19 protein-coding genes and 2 pseudogenes are annotated in these 22084 nt (G+C 42.6%); 16 read left to right on the forward strand and 5 right to left on the reverse strand.

Annotated features, from left to right (window positions below):
* The first annotated feature begins 65 nt into the window (after positions 1-65).
* From DWZ03_RS05905 to DWZ03_RS05955, 11 genes and pseudogenes are all read left to right on the forward strand, one after another.
* The gene (locus DWZ03_RS05905; protein WP_120129238.1) at positions 66-2486 is read left to right on the forward strand and encodes an outer membrane beta-barrel family protein; all 2421 of its coding nucleotides are present in this window, start codon (positions 66-68) and stop codon (positions 2484-2486) included.
* Positions 2487-2526: 40 nt separating this feature from the next.
* Entirely contained in the window at positions 2527-2943 is a 417-nt protein-coding gene (locus DWZ03_RS05910) for a hypothetical protein (protein WP_120129240.1), read from the forward strand.
* A gap of 1 nt (position 2944) precedes the next feature.
* Complete coding sequence (locus DWZ03_RS05915) at positions 2945-3397, forward strand: SecDF P1 head subdomain-containing protein (protein ID WP_243634949.1); 453 nt, start codon at positions 2945-2947, stop codon at positions 3395-3397.
* Between the two features lie 14 nt (positions 3398-3411).
* Positions 3412-3705, forward strand: a complete 294-nt coding sequence (locus DWZ03_RS05920) for a hypothetical protein (protein ID WP_120129243.1) — start codon at positions 3412-3414, stop codon at positions 3703-3705.
* A gap of 76 nt (positions 3706-3781) precedes the next feature.
* The gene (locus DWZ03_RS05925) at positions 3782-4303 is read left to right on the forward strand and encodes a GNAT family N-acetyltransferase (protein ID WP_165859853.1); all 522 of its coding nucleotides are present in this window, start codon (positions 3782-3784) and stop codon (positions 4301-4303) included.
* Positions 4304-4308: 5 nt separating this feature from the next.
* A complete protein-coding gene (locus DWZ03_RS05930) occupies positions 4309-4740 on the forward strand; it encodes a GNAT family N-acetyltransferase (RefSeq protein WP_120129479.1) in 432 nt (143 codons plus the stop codon).
* 53 nt (positions 4741-4793) lie between these two features.
* Positions 4794-5687, forward strand: a complete 894-nt coding sequence (locus tag DWZ03_RS05935; protein WP_120129249.1) for a DUF4377 domain-containing protein — start codon at positions 4794-4796, stop codon at positions 5685-5687.
* 21 nt (positions 5688-5708) lie between these two features.
* A complete protein-coding gene (locus DWZ03_RS05940; RefSeq protein ID WP_120129252.1) occupies positions 5709-6128 on the forward strand; it encodes a DUF2867 domain-containing protein in 420 nt (139 codons plus the stop codon).
* Positions 6129-6218: 90 nt separating this feature from the next.
* Positions 6219-8547: pseudogene (locus DWZ03_RS05945) on the forward strand (ATP-binding protein).
* Positions 8537-9862, forward strand: a complete 1326-nt coding sequence (locus DWZ03_RS05950; RefSeq protein WP_120129255.1) for a sigma-54-dependent transcriptional regulator — start codon at positions 8537-8539, stop codon at positions 9860-9862. Before DWZ03_RS05945 ends, DWZ03_RS05950 begins: the two are co-directional and overlap by 11 nt.
* Positions 9863-9983: 121 nt before the next feature.
* On the forward strand, positions 9984-11006 hold the full coding sequence (locus DWZ03_RS05955) for a hypothetical protein (protein ID WP_120129481.1): 1023 nt from the start codon (positions 9984-9986) through the stop codon (positions 11004-11006).
* A 229-nt stretch (positions 11007-11235) separates the two neighbouring features.
* Here DWZ03_RS05955 and DWZ03_RS05965 read toward each other — a convergent pair.
* From DWZ03_RS05965 to dnaK, 3 genes and pseudogenes are all read right to left on the reverse strand, one after another.
* Positions 11236-12327, reverse strand: a pseudogene (locus DWZ03_RS05965) (site-specific integrase); the annotation flags it as partial.
* The gene (locus DWZ03_RS05970; protein ID WP_057280670.1) at positions 12324-12884 is read right to left on the reverse strand and encodes a helix-turn-helix domain-containing protein; all 561 of its coding nucleotides are present in this window, start codon (positions 12882-12884) and stop codon (positions 12324-12326) included. The pseudogene DWZ03_RS05965 and the gene DWZ03_RS05970, both read right to left, overlap by 4 nt.
* Positions 12885-13093: 209 nt before the next feature.
* A complete protein-coding gene (dnaK, locus tag DWZ03_RS05975) occupies positions 13094-15013 on the reverse strand; it encodes a molecular chaperone DnaK (protein ID WP_005831748.1) in 1920 nt (639 codons plus the stop codon).
* A gap of 444 nt (positions 15014-15457) precedes the next feature.
* On the opposite strand from dnaK, the gene DWZ03_RS05980 reads away from it, so the two are divergent.
* Both DWZ03_RS05980 and DWZ03_RS05985 read left to right on the forward strand, forming a co-directional pair.
* Complete coding sequence (locus tag DWZ03_RS05980; RefSeq protein WP_061411738.1) at positions 15458-16858, forward strand: MATE family efflux transporter; 1401 nt, start codon at positions 15458-15460, stop codon at positions 16856-16858.
* A 53-nt stretch (positions 16859-16911) separates the two neighbouring features.
* On the forward strand, positions 16912-17487 hold the full coding sequence (locus DWZ03_RS05985; protein ID WP_005831755.1) for a Crp/Fnr family transcriptional regulator: 576 nt from the start codon (positions 16912-16914) through the stop codon (positions 17485-17487).
* Positions 17488-17568: 81 nt separating this feature from the next.
* Here DWZ03_RS05985 and DWZ03_RS05990 read toward each other — a convergent pair whose 3' ends face one another.
* Entirely contained in the window at positions 17569-18360 is a 792-nt protein-coding gene (locus DWZ03_RS05990) for an META domain-containing protein (protein ID WP_005831757.1), read from the reverse strand.
* Positions 18361-18555: 195 nt separating this feature from the next.
* On the opposite strand from DWZ03_RS05990, the gene DWZ03_RS05995 reads away from it, so the two are divergent.
* Genes DWZ03_RS05995 through recA form a run of 3 tightly spaced genes read left to right on the forward strand, consistent with a single transcriptional unit; the run spans position 18556 to position 21304 of the window.
* Positions 18556-19749 (forward strand): saccharopine dehydrogenase family protein, encoded by a 1194-nt coding sequence (locus tag DWZ03_RS05995; RefSeq protein WP_005831761.1) that lies wholly within the window; start codon positions 18556-18558, stop codon positions 19747-19749.
* Between the two features lie 52 nt (positions 19750-19801).
* Positions 19802-20248, forward strand: coding sequence for a thioredoxin-dependent thiol peroxidase (gene bcp / locus DWZ03_RS06000; RefSeq protein ID WP_005831763.1), 447 nt, complete (start codon positions 19802-19804; stop codon positions 20246-20248).
* An 18-nt stretch (positions 20249-20266) separates the two neighbouring features.
* Positions 20267-21304: a recombinase RecA gene (gene recA / locus DWZ03_RS06005; protein WP_005831765.1), complete on the forward strand. Its 1038-nt coding sequence runs from the start codon at positions 20267-20269 to the stop codon at positions 21302-21304.
* 67 nt (positions 21305-21371) lie between these two features.
* On the opposite strand, the gene DWZ03_RS06010 is transcribed toward recA, so the two are convergent.
* Positions 21372-22082, reverse strand: a complete 711-nt coding sequence (locus DWZ03_RS06010; protein WP_005832692.1) for a DUF4252 domain-containing protein — start codon at positions 22080-22082, stop codon at positions 21372-21374.
* Between the last annotated feature and the right edge of the window lie 2 nt (positions 22083-22084).

Genomic DNA, 22084 nt, shown 5'->3' on the forward strand with positions numbered 1-22084 from the left:
AAAATAGTTTGAGAGTTGTTTCGTTTTATACCTGTAATTTTGCAGAAATATTCAATCATAAAGGTATGAAACATATTTTGTTTACCATATTTATATTTGTAAGTGGGATTGAGATGTACTCGCAAACCCGATCCCAACTGACAGGAGAGATTTATACTACGGAGAATACCCCCGTCGCTGATGCGGTTGTGATTCTAAAAGATTCATTAGTTAATACAACAGCGTATAACATCGTATATTCTGATAGTTTAGGGCGATTTTCTGTCCTCGCTCCAGATGCACGTGCCAACCAATTGCTCATTAGTTGTTTGGGATATAAACAAACTATATGTCCTTTATCTACAAGTATAAACCATTTGCAAATTATTCTGAAAGAAGATAATAGCATAAAATTGGATGAAGTAATTGTAAAAGGAATAAGACAACGAACCAAAGTGGAAAGCGACAGATTGGTATATAATATGGATGCCAACCCATTCAGCGATGACAATGCTTTGGAGGCTTTTAAGTACGTTCCTTTCGTAGCTTCGGATGGGCAACACTTTTCTATCATCGGAAAAAGTGAAACGAAAATTTATGTGAATGGTAGAGAAAAGAAACTTGCTCCAGATGCTGTAGGTGATTATTTGAAGGGGCTTTCCGCTGATCGAATAAAAAGCATAGAGGTCATCCACTCTCCAAATAGTTCGTTTCGGGGAGAAGGAAATTTTGGTATTATCAACATCCTGTTGAAGCAGAAGGAGGATGAAGGATTACAAGGCTCATTGTCCGCACAAGTATGGCGAACACACTACATGAAAGAGCGCGGCAATCTAAATCTAATGTATCACAAGAATAAATTGGCACTGAATTGCATGGTCGGTTTTTCTAATCAAAGCGACTGGAAGAAAGATGAAACGGAAAGTTTTCTAAAAGAAACTGCCACAGCAGTATGGCAGAAAAGCAAAATAACAGGATTTACCCGACGTGCAAATGGAACCATAGATTGGTCATACCAGCTCTCCGGCAAGGACGAGTTAGGAGGTAACCTCAATTTCTCTTATTCCAAACTTGACTGGACTGATAAAGGACGGTTAAAACAAACGGATGCGGATAAGGAAGATATATTGAACGTACAACATAATAACGATTTGGGACGCGACAGAACGGATGCGGGCATTAATTTATTTTACCAACATCGTTTCAACCAACAGGGACAAGTGTTGAATATTGATTTCGATTACATCTATAGCCGAAACAAACAGTTTGTATGGAATCGTATGGACAATTTGGATGATAACCTGCAATATCTCTCGCCTTATAACTATTATCAGGAGATTGTACCTCAAAGCAGTAATATATGGTCAAGCAAAATGGAATATAGGCAAAACGTAGGTAACAATCAATTAATAGCTGGTTTAGATAGCTATTATTCAAAGATTGACAATAAAGACACTTTCATGCAAGGTACAGATGACGGTTATGTAGAAGATAAAAAACAAAGCAGTCACTTTGCATTGGAAGAATGGACTTCTGCTTTGTTTGCCAGTTGGAAAAGAGAATGGATTTCCGGTTTTTCAACCCGTTTGGGCTGTCGATTGGAATATACTGACTATACTACCCGACAATACTCATTGCAAGAGAAATCGAAGAATGATTTTGTAAGGGTATTGCCGAATCTGTATATCAACTACCGGTTATCACCCAATCATGTGTTCTCATACATTTTTTCCAATCGAATGGAACGTCCGGTATTTTCTTTATTTAATCCGTTTAAAGTTTATACATCTGCAACAAGCTATACGACAGGAAATGCAAAGTTGAATCCGGAAATCATGTACGGACAGACTTTGCAATATCAATTTTTCAAGCGATACATTTTTCAGGCAACCTATCAGCGTGTGAATAATCAGATTTATGAACTGACGTTTGCTACAGATGACAACATACAGGTGACCACTCCTGTTAATGCGGGAAGGTTTGAGTATGTCATGCTTGCATTGAATACAAATACCTCTTATTTGAAGGAGTATGCCAACTTGGATATAACGGTTTCTTATTTGTGGCAGCGCATGAATGACATTGAATATGAGAACACCCATACCAAAGGGTACCATAATGGGGTATTTCAGATGGATTTGAATAATAACTTCACTTTGTCAAAACAGCATAAAATCTCGTTTGATATGAATGTGTCGTACAATACTAAAGATGTTTCTTACTATACCGAAACTCCAATGAAACTCTATCTGTATGGGCAATTGAAAAAACGTTTCAAGGCGTGCCAATTATCCTTATATGGTTTTTGTAACCTATATATGTATGACGGAAAGATGACAACACATTGGCGGAATAAGTATGAAACCGATAATATACAACGTATCAGTCTAATTAAAGGGGAACCTATCGGTGTCGGTCTTCGTTTCAACTACTATTTTGGGAACAAGAAAGTGAATGGAACAAATGAGCGTAAAACTTCCGGTTCAGAGGCGAAGAGAAGGTTATAATTAAAAACATGTATAATATCAAACTAAAAAATTGGATAATATGAACTATCAACTTAAATTGTGGAGCATGATATTGCTTCTAAGTATTGGACTATTGGCGAGTTGCAGTGATGATGACAATGATTCTGATCCAACATTGACCGCTTCGGAACTGTTGCAAACAACTTGGAATGCTTGTGTTTGCGATTATGACGCAGATGGAAAAGAGGTCGTACACGAAGAATATCTGATTGTGGAATTTCTCACTGAGACTCAGGGAAAAAGTATCAATGGTGAAGGTAGCGGTGACCCTTCTGCAGTATGGGACTTATACTATTACATAGACGGTAGAATCATTACTTTTGAGAGTAGTGCTTTGGTGGGCAATTGGACAGTTATTGAAAAGTCCAAGAATAGTATTGTACTTCAGTCTTATCGTCCGGAAAAATCAGTGGCGATATTGACCAAACTGTATTGATATGATGAAAACTTTTAGAAATGCACAAACCGCAATAAGGGTAATAGGCTGCTGTTTATTTATGCTTGTGGTCTCATGCAAAGAGGCTTCGATGCTGCATCGGGAAAACGGTTGGTATCTTATCACAGACGGACAGAAGGATAGCCTTGCAAACAGTCCGATGGTAACCGTCAAGGACTTTGCTGCGATAGAACTTGTTTCTGATGATTATGGTCTCCGGGTTATATCGGGAAAGGTAAATAAGCAGAAACAAAAAGTATGGGCAGATGCTACAGAACAAGCTATTGGGCAACGGATAGGTTTTGTATTTAATGATACGGTCATTACCGCCCCGATGGTCAATGCAAGAATAGAAAGCGGTACTTTTCAAATCACTGCTCCGCACGGGCATGATTTGGAACGTATCTTTAAGATACTACAAGAAGAAATTGAGACATCAAGGTTGGAACATTAAATATTAACTATAAAATGGGGACATTAGGCTGTGTGAGCGATATGCTCCAGCGAGATAAGGAGAACAGGGCACTGCGCAAGATAGGGCGTGAGCGGATGAAGGAAACTCGTCGCCGATTGCTCGAAGTAAGTGCCTCCTCTCTCTCCTCCCACCTCTCGTTGGAACAATTGGAGGATATTCGAAAGAATACATTGGAAAAGGAGGAATTGGAGCGTAAGAAACTCAATAGAGCCTTTTTAGTCATAAGCTGCATTGTATTGGCAGGCCTTCTCTTTCTTTGCTTATTTATTACCTGCCAACTAACGTAAGTTCCACATCGGACAAACGGGCAAATCCACGAAGAATTTTGGCGTTAGTGAAAGTTGCAGTAATAAAACAAAAGGAATAGATATGGATAAATGCAAAATAAGACGTTGGCTTAAAGATGATTTTTCCACCTTGGCTAAATATCTTAATAATAAAAAGATATGGGATAATTGCCGTGATAGTCTGCCATATCCTTACTCTGAGAGCGATGCGCAACAATTTATCCGATTCGTTTTAAATCAAAGCGAACAAAATAATTATTGCATCGAAGTAAATCAGGAGGCTGTCGGCAACATAAGTTTTTCTCGTGGCATTGACGTGGAACGATACAATGCTGAATTAGGGTATTGGCTTGCCGAACCTTATTGGGGTAAAGGGATTATGACTCAAATGTTAGTACTTGCTATTCGTAGCTATTTTTCCCATACAGATGTGATACGTGTTTATGCAAATGTTTATGCCGGTAATATGTCATCAATGAGAGTATTAGAGAAAATAGGCTTTCGCAAATGTGGCATACATCGTAATGCCTGTTTCAAGAATGGGAGATTTTTAGATTGTCATTGTTATGAATTGCTAAGAACTGATTTTAGGATATGAATATTATGATACGCAAGTTAACACAAGAAGAATATAACAATGCTGCCAATTTATCCTATCAAGTATGTATGGAATGTGGCAGGAATGATTTCACCCAAGAAGGTGTCGCAACCTTTAAAAGTTTCGTGTATGACACATCGTTGATGAATGCACTTGACATATATGGAGCTTTTGACAAGCATTTATTGATAGGAATAATCGGTGTACATCGGGAAAAGCAACATATATCCCTCTTCTTTGTCTTGCCGCACTATCATCGGCAAGGAATAGGGAAATCGCTATTTGACTATGTGATGAGTGATTGTAATTTTGCAACCATAACGGTTAATTCTTCAACCTATGCAGAAACGTTCTACGCATCTTTAGGCTTCAAAAAAGTGGGTGAAAAAGAACTTAATAAGGGTATTGTAAGTATCCCTATGGAGAGAAATATATAATTATTGCCAAAAAGGTCTTCAAAAGGTGGAATTTACTATAAAGAAACAATAAAATGAAGAAACAAAATTATTTCACAATACTATTGGTAGCTATTCTTACTATGGCAGGGCTGACTGCGTGTAATGACGATGATGATGAAGGTAGGAAGATAACCGATTATAAGGAATACACGCTTACGGTAGCTTCTGTAAAACTCCCCGGTGTTTTAACATCGAGTGGTAGCAATGTACTTGCAGATGTATATGCTGTAAAAAACGAGCAGTCCACCGATTGGGAGGCTCATGGAAACATCGGTAAGTTTGAATATGAAGAAGGATATGAGTACCAAATACGCATCAGTGAAACGAGCTATCTGGATTATAGTATGAGGGATCCAGCATGGACTGAATACGAACTATTGGAAGTCATATCGAAAGAATGCAAGGACTCTGAAAATTTACCTCCTCATTTCATCCCGGACTGGTATTTTGAGCAACGTTGTCCGTATATCAATCCTGAATTTGCTTATGCCATTGAAGCCGACCAAAAAGATGAGATTGAAAATGACCTTAAAACCGATGCAACCTATAAATTCGGAGGCTTGCGTTGTTATATTGCTTTTACAGGAACACGTAAATGGTTCTTATTGGATGTCGATATGCACATTGTTAATCAAGGCTTTTTGATTAGCAGGGGCAAGGAACCAACAGAGTTCCCTGAATCATATAAACTCCTTCCGCCGGAAAGTAAAGTTGCCGGATATGGAGAGTTTAATTTTGTAACAGGCGATGATATAGAAGACTCTGTAATGCAATATGATGTGTTTATATATGCTCAGAATCGAACACCTGCACCGCAGAATGTTGAGATATGGCTATATAAAGACCTTACGGCATATTACCAAAACAAATACCCGGAAGCTAATGTCAAAGCTGTTGTGATTCGCTATATGGTGAAGAATTTGTGACAGTAAAGTCTTTTACGCATCATGGAACTAAACAAGTATTTTGATTATACTGATAATTACAGTGAAATAGTCCATACCACACGACTGATAAGTGCAGAAGAATTGACTGATAGATTCTTCTGCGCACCGCAGTGGATTACTGCCTTGATGAAGTTTCGTAATGCCATAGTAAAACTTTATGGTCTGAAAGGAGAGAAGAATTTATCGGAGCTTGTCATTGTCGAATCCGATAGCCTTGCGACAATAAGCAAAAACGACAAACACCTTGATTTTGTTATTGCATTTATGACCGAAAAGCGCATGAATGACAGCCTATATCTATCGGTTTGTACAAAAGTCAGATACAATAACCGTATGGGAAAATTCTATTTTACAATAATAAAACCATTTCATAGGTTAATCTGCAAGATACAGTTAAAACGGGTCAGGAGAAATTTATAATAATGCCTATCCTTGTCCTTTGCCACATCGCCAATTTTATCTATTGATGATATGAGTTCAACTAAAAACATAGCGGTCTTATGATGTCTCATGAAACAGGTTATTGAAATAAAAAATATCCGTACACTGACGGCTCTGGGTTACCTGCTGATAGCTTTGTTGGTGAGCGGTATCGTTTACACTTGGTTCAGCGAGTGGCGGGACATGGAGAGACTAGAAACTATGAACCGGCAGATAGAGAGTTTCCGTAAGGAAATAAACATTATCCATATCCAGCTGATAAAGTTGTCTCTTTTAGGCGAAAGCGTATTGGAATGGGATGATGAAGATTTAGAATGTTACCATATTCAGCGTATGGCGATGGACAGTATGCTATGCCGTTTCAAAACGATTTATCCGGTAGAGCGCATCGACAGCGTGCGCCAGCTTCTTGAAGATAAGGAGCAGCAAATGCACCGGATTGTCCAGATGCTTGACGAACAGCAGGCTCTCAACGAGAAGATAGCCCGTCAGATACCTGTAATCGTGCAGAAAAGCGTACAGGAGCAGCCACAAAAGCCAAAGCGAAAAGGGTTTCTTGGCATATTCGGCAAGAGAAAGACCAAAACCAACCGTAACCACCACGATGCTCCATTCCCTCAACCGGGATATGATAGCCGAGCAACAGGCGCAAAGCCACCATCTATCGGAACACGCCGACAGTCTTGCTGCAAGGAATGTGGAACTTAACCGACAACTGCAAGAACTAATTCGCCAAATGGATGAAAAAGTACAAGCTGACTTGCAAAAGCGAAACATAGAGATCGCTACCATGCGTGAGCAGTCGTTTATACAGATTGGAGGTCAGACTGGCTTCGTTCTATTACTTTTGATTATCTCCTATATAATCATACACAGAGATGCCAAACGTATCAAGCGGTACAAACGAAAAACGACAGATCTAATCGAGCAACTGAAGCTATCAATCGAGCAAAATGAGGCACTCATAGCCTCCCGAAAGAAAGCGGTACATACTATTACCCATGAGTTGCGTACACCATTGACGACAATAATCGGCTATACCGAATTGTTATGGAAGGAATGCAGCAATGGAAACAATGTGCATTTTCTTCAAAGCATACAGCAATCCTCAGACCGTATGCGGGATATGCTCAATACCCTGTTGGGCTTCTTCCGTTTAGACAATGGCAAAGAACAACCACGTCTTTCACCTTGCCGAATTTCAGCAATCACGCACACACTTGAAACGGAGTTCATACCAATAGCCATGAACAAAGGACTATCGCTGACAGTGAAGAACGTATGTGATTCCGTTGTGCTAACTGACAAAGAGCGAATAATTCAAATCGGGAACAACCTGTTGTCTAATGCCATGAAATTCACTGATAACGGCAGTATATCCCTGATAACGAATTATAATAACGGTACACTGAAACTCATTGTTGAAGATACGGGAACAGGTATGACCGATGAGGAACAACAACGGGTATTCGGTGCTTTTGAACGTCTGTCTAATGCCGCCGCAAAGGACGGCTTCGGATTAGGATTATCCATCGTGCAGCGCATCGTGGCGATGCTTGGCGGCACAATCCGGCTGGAGAGCGAAAAAGGCAAAGGCAGCCGCTTCACGGTGGAAATACCTATGCCGATAGTTGATGAACAGACAGTACAATCCCGTCAAAGATATGTCCGCCATAATGAGGCGTATCATGAGGTAATTGCTATCGACAATGACGAAGTGTTGCTACTGATGCTTAAAGAGATGTATGCGCAGGAAGGGATACACTGCGACACCTGCAATAGTGCTGCGGAGCTGATGGAAATGATACGCCGGAAAGAATACAGTCTGTTGCTTACGGATTTGAATATGCCAGAGATTAATGGCTTCGAGTTGTTGGAACTGCTACGCACCTCCAATGTGGGCAATTCAAAGACTATCCCGGTAGTCGTGACAACCGCTTCGGGCAGTTGCAGCAAGGAGGAACTTATGGAACGTGGTTTCTCTGGTTGCCTGCTCAAACCGTTCTCCATATCGGAGCTGATGGAGGTTTCAGACAAGTGCGCCATGAAAGGCAACCGTAATGAAAAGCCGGATTTCACCTCCCTGCTGTCCTATGGCAATGAAGCCGTCATGCTGGAGAAACTGATAGCGGAAACCGAAAAGGAAATGCTGATAATTAGGGAAGCGGAACTAAAGACAGATTTTCAAGAACTGGAAGCCCTTATACACCATCTGCGAAGTTCATGGGAGATACTCCGTGCTGACCAACCGCTGAGAGAACTTTATAAACTGCTTCATGGAAATAGCACTCCTGATAACGAAGCACTAAACAACGCCGTGACTGCCGTACTGGATATGGGTACGGATATTATCCGATTGGCAAAAGAGGAAAGGAGAAAATATAATAATGAACGATAAAACAAAAGTCATCGTGGTGGAGGACAATATCGTATATTGCGAGTTTGTCTGCAACCTGCTGGCACGGGAGGGATTCCGTACTGTGCAGGCTTTCCATCTCTCAACGGCAAAGAAACTTCTGCAACAAGCGACAGAAAACTACATCATAGTTTCAGACTTGCGTCTTCCTGAAGGCGATGGTATCGACTTGTTGCGCTGGATGCGCAAGGAAGGTATGATGCAGCCTTTCATCATCATGACCGACTATGCCGAAGTACATACGGCAGTCGAAAGCATGAAACTCGGCTCGCTGGACTACATACCTAAGCAGCTTGTGGAAGACAAACTTGTCCCTCTGCTCCGTACCATATTAAAAGAAAGGAGTATCGGGAGAAACCGTATGCCGGTATTTTCCCGTGACGGCTCGGCATTTCAAGCTATCATGAAACGAATAAGGCTGGTGGCTCCTACTGACATGAGCGTGCTGATATTCGGGGAGAACGGTACCGGCAAGGAGCATATTGCCCATCTTCTGCACGATAAGAGCAAACGGGTGGGAAAACCGTTCGTCGCGGTGGACTGCGGTTCACTCACCAAAGAACTTGCGCCGTCGGCATTCTTCGGACACGTCAAAGGAGCGTTTACGGGTGCGGACAATAGCAAGAAAGGCTATTTTCACGAGGCGGAAGGCGGTACGCTGTTCTTGGATGAGGTTGGCAATCTTGCAATGGAAACCCAGCAGATGTTACTCCGAGCCATACAGGAACGGAGATACCGCCCGATAGGTGATAAGACGGATAAAAGTTTCAATGTCCGTATCATCGCCGCCACCAACGAAGATCTGGAGGCGGCTGTGAATGAAAAGCGATTTCGGCAAGACCTGTTATATCGTCTGCATGACTTCGAGATAACCGTCCCGCCATTGCGTGATTGTCAGGAGGATATCATGCCGTTGGCTGAGTTCTTCCGTGAGGCAGCAAACAAAGAACTGGAATGCGATGTTATCGGATTTGACGGGGAAGCCCGTAAGACATTGCTGACCCATGTTTGGCCGGGCAATGTCCGTGAACTTCGGCAGAAAATCATGGGTGCGGTGTTGCAGGCTCAGACCGGGCTTGTCACGAAAGAGCATCTGGAGCTCGCCGTGACGCAACAGAGCTCTCCCGTCAGCTTCGCCCTGCGCAGCGATGCGGAAGACAAGGAACGGATTTTGCGTGCGTTAAAGCAAGCGAACGGGAACCGCAAGGTCGCCGCCGAACTGCTCGGAATCGGGCGTACAACGTTGTACAGCAAGCTGGAAGAGTATGGATTGAAATACAAATTCAAGCAATTATAGTCAATAATTTATTGAATTTGACTATCTGCAAAAGGTTATTTCAATCAAAAATACTGTGTTATTGTCCGTATTTCATTGTTTTATAGCTAATTTTGTATTGAAAATTAAAAGATTTGACACTATGAATAGAGGAGAGAAAATCAAAGTATACTTCAAAATGAATAGTCGATATTATGGATTATTCAATATCATCCAAATGGGTACAAATGGAATCGTAGATTTGAAAATAACTGATTATTACAACGGTTTGGCAATTATAACCAATAACGACCAAGATAATGAAAAAGGATATCTGACTGAAAGTGAGATAGACAAATCAAGATTTGTCAACCAAATAGAAATGTCGTATCATAAAGATGGAAGTTTTTTACATAAAATAAAAGACGGAGGAAATGTAGAATATTCGAATCCTTATGGAAGAGGAGAACGATGGACTTCAACAGATAATATAGATGATTTTCAACCAATATTCAATATTGCTATCCGTCGAATGGAAATCTACAATAAATCATCTGAAACTCCAATCTTAAAGTCAAAAGAAGTAGCTTATATTTGTGAAAATGATGATTTGTTTGAAAAAAGAGGTTCTTATCTAATCATATGTTATATTCGAAACAAAAACATTCCACTAAATCGGTTTACAAATTCACAATCATATTCGGATATAATTACATCATTAAATGAAAGCTTAGACTTATGTATTTTTATTCAACGACACAGCTATCCCAAGCCAAAACCATATTACTCAGAACATTTTGAAGGAATGATTACACCGTACCTAAACAATTCCATCAATTTTTGCAATAAAGATTTCGCTAAAGAAGAAATGATGGAAAAATTAGGGAATGCTGTTTTTGATCCAATTTTCAACCGTTTTTTGCAAGTAATGACAGATGGAAGTTTTATTAATCTAACAGAAGATAAATTGCAATTAATTGACCAAGTAGATATTTTTTATGCTGGAAGAGAGGGTAAATTACCAGTAAGTAAACCCATATTTATACAATTGGCATTAAACTATATAGGTGATAAATTAGTCGATTTTAACAAATTGCCGCCTTTTACCAAACAAGCTCTAATTATGAAATGGAGCAACGAACTTGAAAAAGCTAAAAACAGTCATTGTCAACTTGATAATTTGTAAATATACAGCATCTTACTCGTAAAAATACTTTTTATACAATGTTTAAAATTTATGGGTATAGCGATATTGAAAAACTGGATAATAATTAGTACCTTTGTAAACAGAAAGCGTTCTTTTGAATTAGTGCAAAATGAGGTGAGATACAGAATTTCGCTGGTTTCTAAATCGTTACCCATTAAGTTGAGATATTTTGTAAGCTGTTGAATTTTAGCGAGAAAGAAAATGCACAATGTCTAAAGCAATGAAATGTAATGTGTTTGGATATTCCTGCTGCTTCAACCCATTTCTTGACTGGGCGATTTATCCACGACGGATCTGGCAATCCGGCAAACACAAGAAGTTCTCCTTCCTGCTGTTCTCCACAAAGATTAAATGCTTGCTCTGATATGGGCATATATTCAACACCTTTTGTCTTTTGCTGAGTGAAATTCAGTCGATAGCCTCCATTGAACATTTCTACTTCCGACCATTTCAATTTTTGAATGTCGCAGTGACGAATTCCTGTTAAAGCAGAAAACAGAGCAGCACGTTTCAGTAATGGATCACAAGGTGTTTGAGCTAGTCGGTTCAATTCCTCTACAGTGAGATATTCTCTTCGGCTTTCCCTCTCCTGAATACCTTTGACTTTCGCAGAAATATCAATAGTCAAGTAGCCGTCTATAAAAGCCTGCTTCAATCCGGCTTTGAAGATGGAAAAGTATGTAGAAGCTGTGTTTTGAGAAATTGTACCTCGTTTAGTACCACCTTGCGGTGCGTTCATTATGAATTGACGGAACGATTCAACCAGCTTTAAGTCTATTTGCGAAAAGAGAATGGTATCGCTTTTTGCAAATATTTTCAGTAACTCATGTACTCGCCTCCAATTGACAATAATAGAATCGGAACTATGGGCATGTCTTGTTCGTTGCACATGGTCGAAGTACTCAATGAAATTGCTCCTAGAGCGTTCTAACTGCTCTGCCTGTTCAGCATCGGTATCAGCATAAAGAGCCGCATTATCATATTCCTTTTGCCGTATGCTTCTGATTTTATCTGCATAGATACATGATTCCTGATCTAATTGGGACTTGCATTGTATAATACCATTCAGGTCTCGCTTTGGTTTATAAGAGGTTTTGCCATCGGCATTAGTCCTTGCATTACGTGACTTATCCCAAATAGGTGTCGTAATAGTACGATTGAGATATTCACGTACTCTTTGCGGAGTATCTTTACCGGATTGGAACACAGGATAAGATTCCACATAAAGATACCACTCATCACGATATTCAGACTTACGGAGCTTTACCGACACTCGTGTATTGACTAATGCTTTCTTCATCGCTTCATACCTTTATATAAGTTATCAATTTCTTTCTTGGGTACATACACAAAGTTACCTATCTGCCGGGTAGGGATAGAGTATTTGCGTATATGGAGATAAACCGTACTTTCATTTACAAGAAACTTCTCTGTAATTTCTCCAATGGTATAACAGTCTTTTGGCTCCAAACTATACAGCTTTGCAATAGGCTTTGGCTTTGTGAGAGCTTTCTTTCGGAGAGGATAGAGTTTCAACAGTTCTGCCTTACTTACTCGGATTTGATTCGTCCCAAGATTTATGTGACTAATGGTCTCTTTACGAATGAGACGATACAATGTATCACGACTAATTCCAAACAAGGCATAGGCTTCTGATACCTTAATATAGTCTTGGTCTTTAGGAATACTTTTTACTACTTCATCCAGCCTAAGATTTCTTTTTTCCTCGTCTTTTCTACGTTTCCAAGCAATCTTAGAACATCGAGGAGAACAATACCACGATTCTATGGTCTTGGCTAAAAACTCTTCTCCACAAATCGAGCATTTACGCTTTATTTCAAATTTTGCAGCTGGCATACAGTAACTTATAATTTGTTATTTTTGAGCATGTATATTTTTGTCGCACGTTATCTACTTTTTTGTCGCGGAACAATTATGGTACAAATATACAATAAAAATCCGAATAACAAGCAAAGTCAAAGAAAAGTGATATAAAAAGAAATAGGGCATAACTAATTGAGTTACACCCTATATTCTTATTTGTAATTATCGTTGTTTACCGATACTTACTTCACTTCCTCAAAGTCAGCATCCTGCACATTATCGCCATGCTTTGTATTATCCTGAGCACCGCCTTGTTGCCCTGCATTCATATCAGGACCAGCTTGTGCACCACCCTGAGCACCGCTCTGGGCATACATTTCAGCACTTGCAGCCTGGAATGCCGTATTCAGTTCGGCCATGGCAGAATCTACGGTAGCCAGGTCTTGAGCCTTATGGGCATCTTTCAGCTTCTGCAAAGCAGCTTCAATCGGAGCCTTCTTGTCGGCAGGGAGCTTGTCGCCGAGTTCCTTCAACTGATTTTCGGTTTGGAAAATCATAGAGTCGGCCTGGTTCAACTTGTCTACTTTCTCACGCTCTTTCTTATCTGCTTCGGCATTGGCTTCGGCTTCGGCTTTCATCTTTTCGATTTCTTCCTTGCTCAAACCGCTGGAAGCTTCGATACGGATAGCTTGTTCCTTACCGGTAGCCTTATCTTTGGCAGACACCTTCAAGATACCGTTGGCGTCGATATCGAACGTTACCTCAATCTGAGGAATACCGCGACGTGCCGGAGCAATACCTGTCAGGTTGAACTGACCGATTGACTTGTTCTGTGCAGCCATCGGACGCTCACCCTGCAATACATGGATGGTAACTTCCGTCTGGTTGTCGGCAGCAGTAGAGAATGTCTCGCTCTTCTTGCAGGGGATGGTAGTGTTGGCATCAATCAGCTTCGTCATCACACCGCCCATAGTTTCGATACCCATAGAAAGCGGAGTAACATCCAACAATACAACGCCCTTGATTTCGTCCGTCAAAACGGCACCTTGCACGGCAGCACCTACGGCCACCACCTCATCCGGATTCACACCCTTGGAAGGAACTTTACCGAAGAAATCTTCTACCAACTTCTGTACTGCCGGAATACGTGAAGAACCACCTACAAGGATTACTTCATCGATGTCCGCATTGTTCAGACCAGCATCGCTCATAGCCTTCTTACATGGCTCCAAACAAGCTTGAATCAAGTTGTGAGCCAGAGCCTCGAACTTGGCACGGGTCAACGTCTTCACCAAGTGCTTGGGCACACCGCCTACGGGCATGATGTACGGCAAGTTGATTTCAGTGCTGGTAGAAGAGGACAGCTCAATCTTAGCCTTCTCGGCAGCTTCCTTCAGACGTTGCATAGCCATCGGGTCTTGAGTCAGGTCGGCACCTTCGTCGTTCTTGAACTCCTGAACCAGCCAGTCGATGATTACCTGGTCGAAATCGTCACCACCCAGATGAGTGTCACCGTTGGTTGACAATACTTCGAACACACCGCCACCGAATTCGAGGATAGAGATATCGAATGTACCACCACCAAGGTCGAATACGGCAACCTTCATGTCCTTGTGAGACTTGTCAATACCGTAAGCAAGAGCTGCGGCAGTCGGCTCGTTCACAATACGCTTCACTTCAAGACCTGCAATCTGTCCGGCTTCCTTTGTAGCCTGGCGTTGGGAGTCGGAGAAGTATGCGGGGACGGTAATTACGGCTTCTGTCACTTCTTGTCCCAGATAATCCTCGGCAGTCTTTTTCATCTTCTGCAGAATCATTGCAGAGATTTCCTGCGGAGTATAGAGACGTCCGTCGATGTCTACACGCGGAGTATTGTTGTCACCCTTTACTACTTTATAAGGCATGCGGCCGATTTCTTTCTGCACCTGGTCCCAGTTTTCGCCCATGAAACGTTTGATGGAGAAAACCGTACGGGTGGGGTTCGTGATAGCCTGACGCTTGGCAGGATCACCGATTTTACGTTCGCCACCATCAACAAATGCTACTACTGAAGGAGTGGTGCGCTTACCTTCACTGTTTGCAATTACTACAGGTTCGTTACCTTCGAATACTGCAACGCAAGAGTTTGTTGTTCCTAAGTCAATACCAATAATTTTTCCCATGATCGTTATTTTTTTATTTGTTATTATTCTGTTTCGACGTCCGCCTCAGTGGCAGACGCCAATAAAAAGACAAACGTTGTGCCAAATTGTTCAGAGCAGCCGCAGATTTATACTTGTGGCAGTTTATCTGTCAGTTTGGCAGAATTAAAATCATTTTTTCTGTCGGAAATTACCATTTGTTAATTTCCATTCCATTCAAAAGCTCTACTTTTGTCGCTCGAATCAGAGATAATAAAACATGAACAACATTAATCATTTTCCTTGCATACCTTTAACCGTTCCTCCATGGAGGAAATATTGTTCCACCGTGGAGAAAATATCATTCCACCACGAGGGAAATATCGTTCCACCATGGTGGAACGATTAAGGATTAGTTAACATTGGGCTTAATCGCAGCAACGGAAATGATTGGTTTTCACATATAAAGAAATAAATAAGATGAATATGGAAAAGATGAGAGACAGTATCGACTTCAAGAACACGGACATCAAGACATTGTTCCGCAAACTATTGCTCCCTACTGTACTGGGGATGATTTTCTCTGCACTATTCGTTATCACCGACGGCATCTTTGTCGGAAAAGGAATTGGCAGTGATGCTTTGGCGGCGGTCAACATTGTGGCACCGCTATGGTTGTTCTCTACGGGTGTGGGACTTATGTTCGGAGTCGGCGCCTCTGTGGTGGCCTCCATTCATCTGTCACACGGAAAAGTCAAGGTGGCACGTATCAACATCACACAGTCTGTAGTCATATCTTCCTTGCTGCTGATGTGTACCTCCACCCTATTCTGTTCATTTGCCCCGCAGGTGGTAAAGCTGCTCGGAGGGTCCGAACGGCTCACGCCATTGGCTGTGGAATACATGCTTTGGTTTGTGCCTTTCTCTCTGTTCACAGCATTACTCAATTCGGGAATGTTTTTTCTGAGGCTGGACGGTTCGCCCAACTTCGCCATGATGTGCAATGTGGTGGCTGCCGTTCTGAACATCCTATTGGATTATCTGTTCATCTTCCCCTTTGGCTGGGGAATGTTCGGTGCCGCACTGGCAAGTGCCATAGGTACCACGGTAGGTGCATTGATGATAGTATTCTATCTGATGCGCCGCCGGTGCGCACTGCGCTTCCACCCCATTAAGATGAGCCGGAAAAGCATGCAACTGATGCGCCGTAACATTGGCTATATGTGCCGATTGGGTTCCTCCGCCTTCTTGTGCGAGGTGGCGATTGCCTGCATGATGTTTGTCGGCAATCAGGTGTTCATCCATTATTTGAAGGAAGACGGAGTGGCGGCATTCAGCATTGCCTGCTATTTCTTTCCTATTATATTTATGGTATATAATGCCATTGCGCAGTCGGCACAGCCGATTATCAGTTATAACTACGGCCTGAACGAGAGCCAACGTGTCCGCCGCGCCTACTTGCTGGCACTGAAAACGGCCATAGGCTGCGGGGTATGTTTTGCCCTGACCACAATATTCTGCAGCCCTGAAATTGTCGGCATGTTCATAGACCGCAGTTATCCGGCTTATGACATAGCGGTAAAAGGGTTGCCTTTGTATGCCACCGGCTTCGTGTTCTTTGCCGTCAACATCGTATCCATCGGCTATTTCCAGAGTGTGGAGCGTGCCAAGTATGCCACAGTTATCACCCTGCTGCGTGGTTTTATCCTGCTGACAGCCTGCTTTTTCGGACTGCCCCTGCTATTGGGAGACCGGGGAATCTGGCTTGCCACTCCTCTTGCAGAAATGCTGACAACCCTCTTTATCCTCGTGATTTACATATCCGGGAAAAAGGAGCATAAAGAAAAATCCGTATCTTTAGACAAGATGGGCTGTACCCCAACATAACTTTTTCATGCAAGCATAAAAGTCCTGTCTTCGGTTTACACTATCTTTGCAGCATGGAAACTATGATAAAGAAATTCTGCAAGAAGTATAAACTACCGGAAAACACTTTGCACGAACTTCTGTCACACATGGCAGAAGTTCGTTTCAGCAAGGGAGAACTCATTATCAGCGAAGGGGAAAGGAACAGCAACTTCTATCTTTTGAAGAAAGGCATCTGGCGCGCCTACTACCTGACAGACGGCACGGAAAACTCCCTTTGGTTCGCCGCACCGGGCGACACAGCTTTCTCATCGTGGGGATATGTGGACAGCGAGGTTTCCCTCATCAACATCGAATCGGTGAATGAAAGCATCGCCTATTGTATCAGTAAGCCTGAGCTGGAAGCCCTTTTCTCGCATTCCATAGACATGGCCAACTTCGGCAGAAGAATCTTTGAGCGGGAAATTCTGTCGGTAGACAGTTCCACAGTAGCCTACGGCACCCCTCCCACTGCCAAAGAAAGGTACATGACGCTGATGGAAGAGAATCCGGAACTGCTGCAGGATGTACCGCTCAAGTATCTGGCTTCTTATCTCTACATCACTCCACAATCCCTGAGCCGGATACGCGCAGGATTAAAGAAAAAGTAAAAGACCTTTTTATGTCAAGATGCAAAAAAGGCTCTTAGCAGATTATTTCTGTAAGAGCCTTTTTTATTTCAACCTATCTTGTCAGTTCTTCACCAACACCATCACCAGGTTATTGTCAGCATCGTACAGCCCGATGCCTCCGCCTGCCAGCTTGCCAAAAGACTGAACGGAATTCAAGGCTTTCAGCACACGGCCTTCCACCTCCATATCAGGGCATGCCATCATGGTACTGATAACTTGCGGGAAAGAGATTGCCGACGGGTTTTCATCATCAACCTGGAAAGCGCCGTTAATCAGATTGCAACCCGCATTGCCGTGCAAGCGCTTTTCTGCAATATTAAATTCAATGAACGGCTGCTTCTCCATTCCGTCGGGAATAGCCTCGCCCGCAGCCTCACTAATTATCCACTTTCCTTCCAAATCAGACAACTTGGAAACGGACTCTTTCTTCTGCAACACGACTATGGGACGATTGGAAGCACCGCATAAAGCTATATTTTCCTTTCCCAGCTTCTTATACTTTTTCACTTTGTTCAAAGCCGACAACACATTATTTTCTACAGTCATATCCGGACAAGCCATACGGGTACTTGCCAAAGCGCCAAGGTCAATCGTGCCGGGCTTGGCATTCACGTCAAACGAACCCATCATACGGTTGCAACCACTGTTGCCAAATACTTTTCCAGTCTTTGTGTCAAAACCGATATAGGGAAATTCCTGACCCGGAGCAGGGACTACGGCAGTACCATTCACTTCAATAATATTCCACTCACCGCTGATGGAAGAAAGAGTTGCGGCATTTTTGGTTGATGCACAAGAAGACAAGCCCATCAACACGCTTGCCATACATAGGGAAACAAATACTTTTTTCATTGTTATTCGTTGTTTAAGTTAATTTATTCAAGGGGCAAATATATAGAAAATAACCCAAATGCAAGTAATTTGTTTAATATTTGAAGCATTTGCCCCAAAGTATTTAGCAGGATTTTAATGTTTATCTAAGAATTAACCCTTATATTTGCTCTCCGTATTTTTTATAAACCTAATATAATAATATAGTACAAAGAAATGGGTAAAGTTCTTATTATCGGTGCAGGCGGTGTAGGTACCGTTGTTGCGCACAAAGTGGCTCAAAATCCTGATGTGTTTACAGAAATCATGATAGCCAGCCGCACCAAGTCCAAATGTGACGCTGTTGTCAAGGCAATCGGTAACCCGAACATCAAAACCGCCCAGGTAGATGCCGACAGCGTGGACGAACTGGTAGCACTCTTCAATAGTTTCAAACCCGAAATCGTCATCAACGTAGCCCTCCCCTACCAAGACCTCACCATCATGGAGGCTTGTCTGCAAAGTGGAGTCAACTATCTGGATACCGCCAATTATGAGCCGAAAGATGTTGCCCACTTTGAATACAGTTGGCAATGGGCCTATAAGAAACGCTTCGAAGATGCCGGACTGACCGCCATCCTCGGTTGCGGTTTCGACCCGGGAGTGAGCGGCATCTATACTGCATACGCCGCCAAACATCATTTTGACGAAATACAATATCTGGACATCGTAGACTGCAATGCCGGAAATCATCATAAAGCATTCGCCACCAACTTCAATCCGGAAATCAATATCCGTGAGATTACACAGAACGGCCGCTATTATGAAAACGGAGAATGGGTGACAACCAAGCCGCTGGAAATCCACAAAGACCTGACTTATCCGAACATCGGTCCGCGCGACTCCTACCTGCTTTATCACGAAGAACTGGAGTCTCTGGTGAAGAATTTCCCCACCATCAAGCGTGCACGCTTCTGGATGACGTTTGGACAAGAGTATCTAACCCACCTGCGCGTTATCCAGAACATCGGCATGGCACGCATAGACGAAGTGGAATATAACGGCATGAAGATTGTTCCGCTGCAATTCCTGAAAGCCGTCCTCCCCAACCCGCAAGACCTGGGCGAAAACTACGAAGGCGAAACATCCATCGGTTGCCGCATCCGCGGACTAAAGGATGGCAAAGAGCGTACCTACTATGTATATAACAACTGTAGCCACCAGGAGGCCTACAAGGAAACCGGTATGCAGGGCGTAAGCTATACCACCGGTGTGCCCGCCATGATTGGTGCCATGATGTTCCTCAAGGGATTGTGGAAAAAACCGGGTGTATGGAATGTTGAAGAATTCAATCCGGACCCGTTCATGGAACAGCTCAACAAACAAGGCCTGCCTTGGCATGAGATTATCGACGGAGACTTGGAAGTTTGAAATTAATGATTAAACATTAATCATTATCCACTAATCATTAAACATTAACAAAGTGAATATAGGAGATAAAGCACCCGAAGTATTGGGTATCAACGAAAAAGGTGTAGAAATCCGCTTGAGCGACTATAAGGGAAAGAAGATTGTACTTTACTTCTACCCCAAAGACATGACATCCGGCTGCACGGCACAAGCCTGCAACCTGCGGGATAATTATGCCGACCTGCGCAAAGCCGGTTATGAAGTCATCGGCGTCAGTGTGGACAGCGAAAAGTCACACCAGAAATTTATTGAGAAAAACAATCTGCCTTTTACCCTGATTGCAGACACCGACAAGAAGCTGGTAGAACAATTCGGAGTATGGGGCGAAAAAAGCATGTATGGCCGCAAATATATGGGAACGTTCCGCACAACTTTCATCATTAATGAAGAAGGTATTGTAGAGCGTATCATCACTCCGAAAGAAGTGAAGACCAAAGACCATGCGGCACAAATTTTATAATCATTAAACATTAACAACGTGGCAAAAAAAGACGAACTGAATTTTGAAAATGGCAGCAATCTGGCATCGGGCGAAAAACTGAAAGCCTTGCAGGCTGCCATGGACAAGATAGAAAAGAGCTTTGGTAAAGGCTCTATCATGAAAATGGGCGACGAAAGCGTCGAACAAGTAGAAGTTATTCCCACAGGTTCCATCGGCCTCAATGTGGCTCTTGGTGTGGGAGGATATCCCCGCGGACGTATCATCGAGATTTACGGCCCGGAATCTTCCGGTAAGACAACCCTTGCCATTCATGCCATCGCTGAAGCGCAAAAGGCAGGAGGCATTGCCGCATTCATTGATGCAGAACATGCTTTCGACCGCTTCTATGCAGCAAAACTGGGTGTGGATGTGGACAATCTGCTGATATCACAGCCGGACAATGGCGAACAAGCACTGGAAATCGCAGAGCAACTGATCCGTTCCTCCGCTATTGACATCATTGTAGTGGACTCTGTGGCTGCATTGACCCCGAAAGCTGAAATTGAAGGCGATATGGGTGACAACAAAGTAGGTCTGCAAGCCCGGCTCATGTCACAAGCCTTGCGTAAACTGACGGCAGCTGTCAGCAAAACACGCACCACTTGTATCTTCATCAACCAGTTGCGCGAAAAAATCGGTGTCATGTTCGGCAATCCCGAAACAACTACCGGCGGTAATGCACTGAAGTTCTATGCCTCCGTACGTCTTGACATCCGTGGAAGCCAAGCCATCAAGAACGGCGATGAAGTAATCGGCAAGCAGACCAAAGTGAAAGTTGTGAAGAACAAGGTAGCTCCTCCTTTCCGTAGAGCGGAATTCGACATCATGTTCGGTGAAGGCATCTCCCGTGCAGGCGAAATCATTGACTTGGGTGCAGAGCTTGGCATCATCAAGAAAAGCGGCTCATGGTTCAGCTATAACGAGACGAAAATTGCCCAGGGACGCGACGCCGCCAAGCAGGTCATCCTTGACAATCCGGAACTGGCAGAAGAGCTGGAAGGGCTTATCTTTGCAGAATTGAGAAAAGACAAATAACAAAAAAACTTGCCAATAGAAAAACAAAACATTCTATTGGCAAGTTTCCCTAAAAGGTTACCGCTTCCTATTCCATCTTTTCCAAACGTTCTTCCAAAGCCTCCATACTTTTTTCAAAACGTTTCCATGTATCGGTATCCATTTGTTCTTTCAGATACTTGTTGTCTTTCAGCTTGGCTACATTTTCCAGCCCTTTCAATGCCAGTTCTTGCGAATGCTTCAATTCTCCAAGCCAATCGCGGTTCTTCAGCTTCTCTATCTCAGCCCAGTTTATATCCGGAAGCTGTATATTCACATTGTTACCATTCCAGCTGGTATTCTGATACATCATGATATTCTGTATATCCTTCAAAGTCATATCACCTTCCAAATAAACAAATTTCAGAGTAGCTGCACCATCTACAATCATAATCAGCTCCTTCACCTTTTCCCCTTTACGGCTCATGTAGAATTCAGAACTGGAGACTGTTCCCTTCTGCTTCATCAGCAATTCATATCTGGAAGACTGCACCAAAGAACGAAGATCCTTACGCATTTCTTTCTTTACATTATTATCCATTGTAGAAAGTACCTGCACAGAGTTCAACTGTCCGGACACTTTCCCAATATAAACATCTTTAGTAAACAAGTTGGGATTCGTTTCTATCATTGCCTTGGATATGTAGACGGACGACACGCCTTTCATATCTCCATACTTGTTGAATAGGTTCTTCTGTGCCTGGCAAAGCAAAGGCAACATCAGCAGTACACCTGCCAAAATCATTTTCATTGTTTTCATAT

The organism is Bacteroides sp. AF29-11 (genome assembly GCF_003602895.1).
Lineage (GTDB): Bacteria > Bacteroidota > Bacteroidia > Bacteroidales > Bacteroidaceae > Bacteroides > Bacteroides uniformis.

Excerpts from the sequence above, each read along its gene's own strand:
- DWZ03_RS05905 (WP_120129238.1), top strand. The coding sequence starts at position 66 with ATGAAACATATTTTGTTTACCATATTTATATTTGTAAGTGGGATTGAG.
- DWZ03_RS05910 (WP_120129240.1), top strand. The coding sequence starts at position 2,527 with ATGAACTATCAACTTAAATTGTGGAGCATGATATTGCTTCTAAGTATT.
- DWZ03_RS05915 (WP_243634949.1), top strand. The coding sequence starts at position 2,945 with ATGATGAAAACTTTTAGAAATGCACAAACCGCAATAAGGGTAATAGGC.
- DWZ03_RS05920 (WP_120129243.1), top strand. The coding sequence starts at position 3,412 with ATGGGGACATTAGGCTGTGTGAGCGATATGCTCCAGCGAGATAAGGAG.
- DWZ03_RS05930 (WP_120129479.1), top strand. The coding sequence starts at position 4,309 with ATGATACGCAAGTTAACACAAGAAGAATATAACAATGCTGCCAATTTA.
- DWZ03_RS05935 (WP_120129249.1), top strand. The coding sequence starts at position 4,794 with ATGAAGAAACAAAATTATTTCACAATACTATTGGTAGCTATTCTTACT.
- DWZ03_RS05940 (WP_120129252.1), top strand. The coding sequence starts at position 5,709 with ATGGAACTAAACAAGTATTTTGATTATACTGATAATTACAGTGAAATA.
- DWZ03_RS05950 (WP_120129255.1), top strand. The coding sequence starts at position 8,537 with ATGAACGATAAAACAAAAGTCATCGTGGTGGAGGACAATATCGTATAT.
- DWZ03_RS05955 (WP_120129481.1), top strand. The coding sequence starts at position 9,984 with ATGAATAGAGGAGAGAAAATCAAAGTATACTTCAAAATGAATAGTCGA.
- DWZ03_RS05970 (WP_057280670.1), bottom strand. The coding sequence starts at position 12,884 with ATGCCAGCTGCAAAATTTGAAATAAAGCGTAAATGCTCGATTTGTGGA.
- dnaK (WP_005831748.1), bottom strand. The coding sequence starts at position 15,013 with ATGGGAAAAATTATTGGTATTGACTTAGGAACAACAAACTCTTGCGTT.
- DWZ03_RS05980 (WP_061411738.1), top strand. The coding sequence starts at position 15,458 with ATGGAAAAGATGAGAGACAGTATCGACTTCAAGAACACGGACATCAAG.
- DWZ03_RS05985 (WP_005831755.1), top strand. The coding sequence starts at position 16,912 with ATGGAAACTATGATAAAGAAATTCTGCAAGAAGTATAAACTACCGGAA.
- DWZ03_RS05990 (WP_005831757.1), bottom strand. The coding sequence starts at position 18,360 with ATGAAAAAAGTATTTGTTTCCCTATGTATGGCAAGCGTGTTGATGGGC.
- DWZ03_RS05995 (WP_005831761.1), top strand. The coding sequence starts at position 18,556 with ATGGGTAAAGTTCTTATTATCGGTGCAGGCGGTGTAGGTACCGTTGTT.
- DWZ03_RS06010 (WP_005832692.1), bottom strand. The coding sequence starts at position 22,082 with ATGAAAACAATGAAAATGATTTTGGCAGGTGTACTGCTGATGTTGCCT.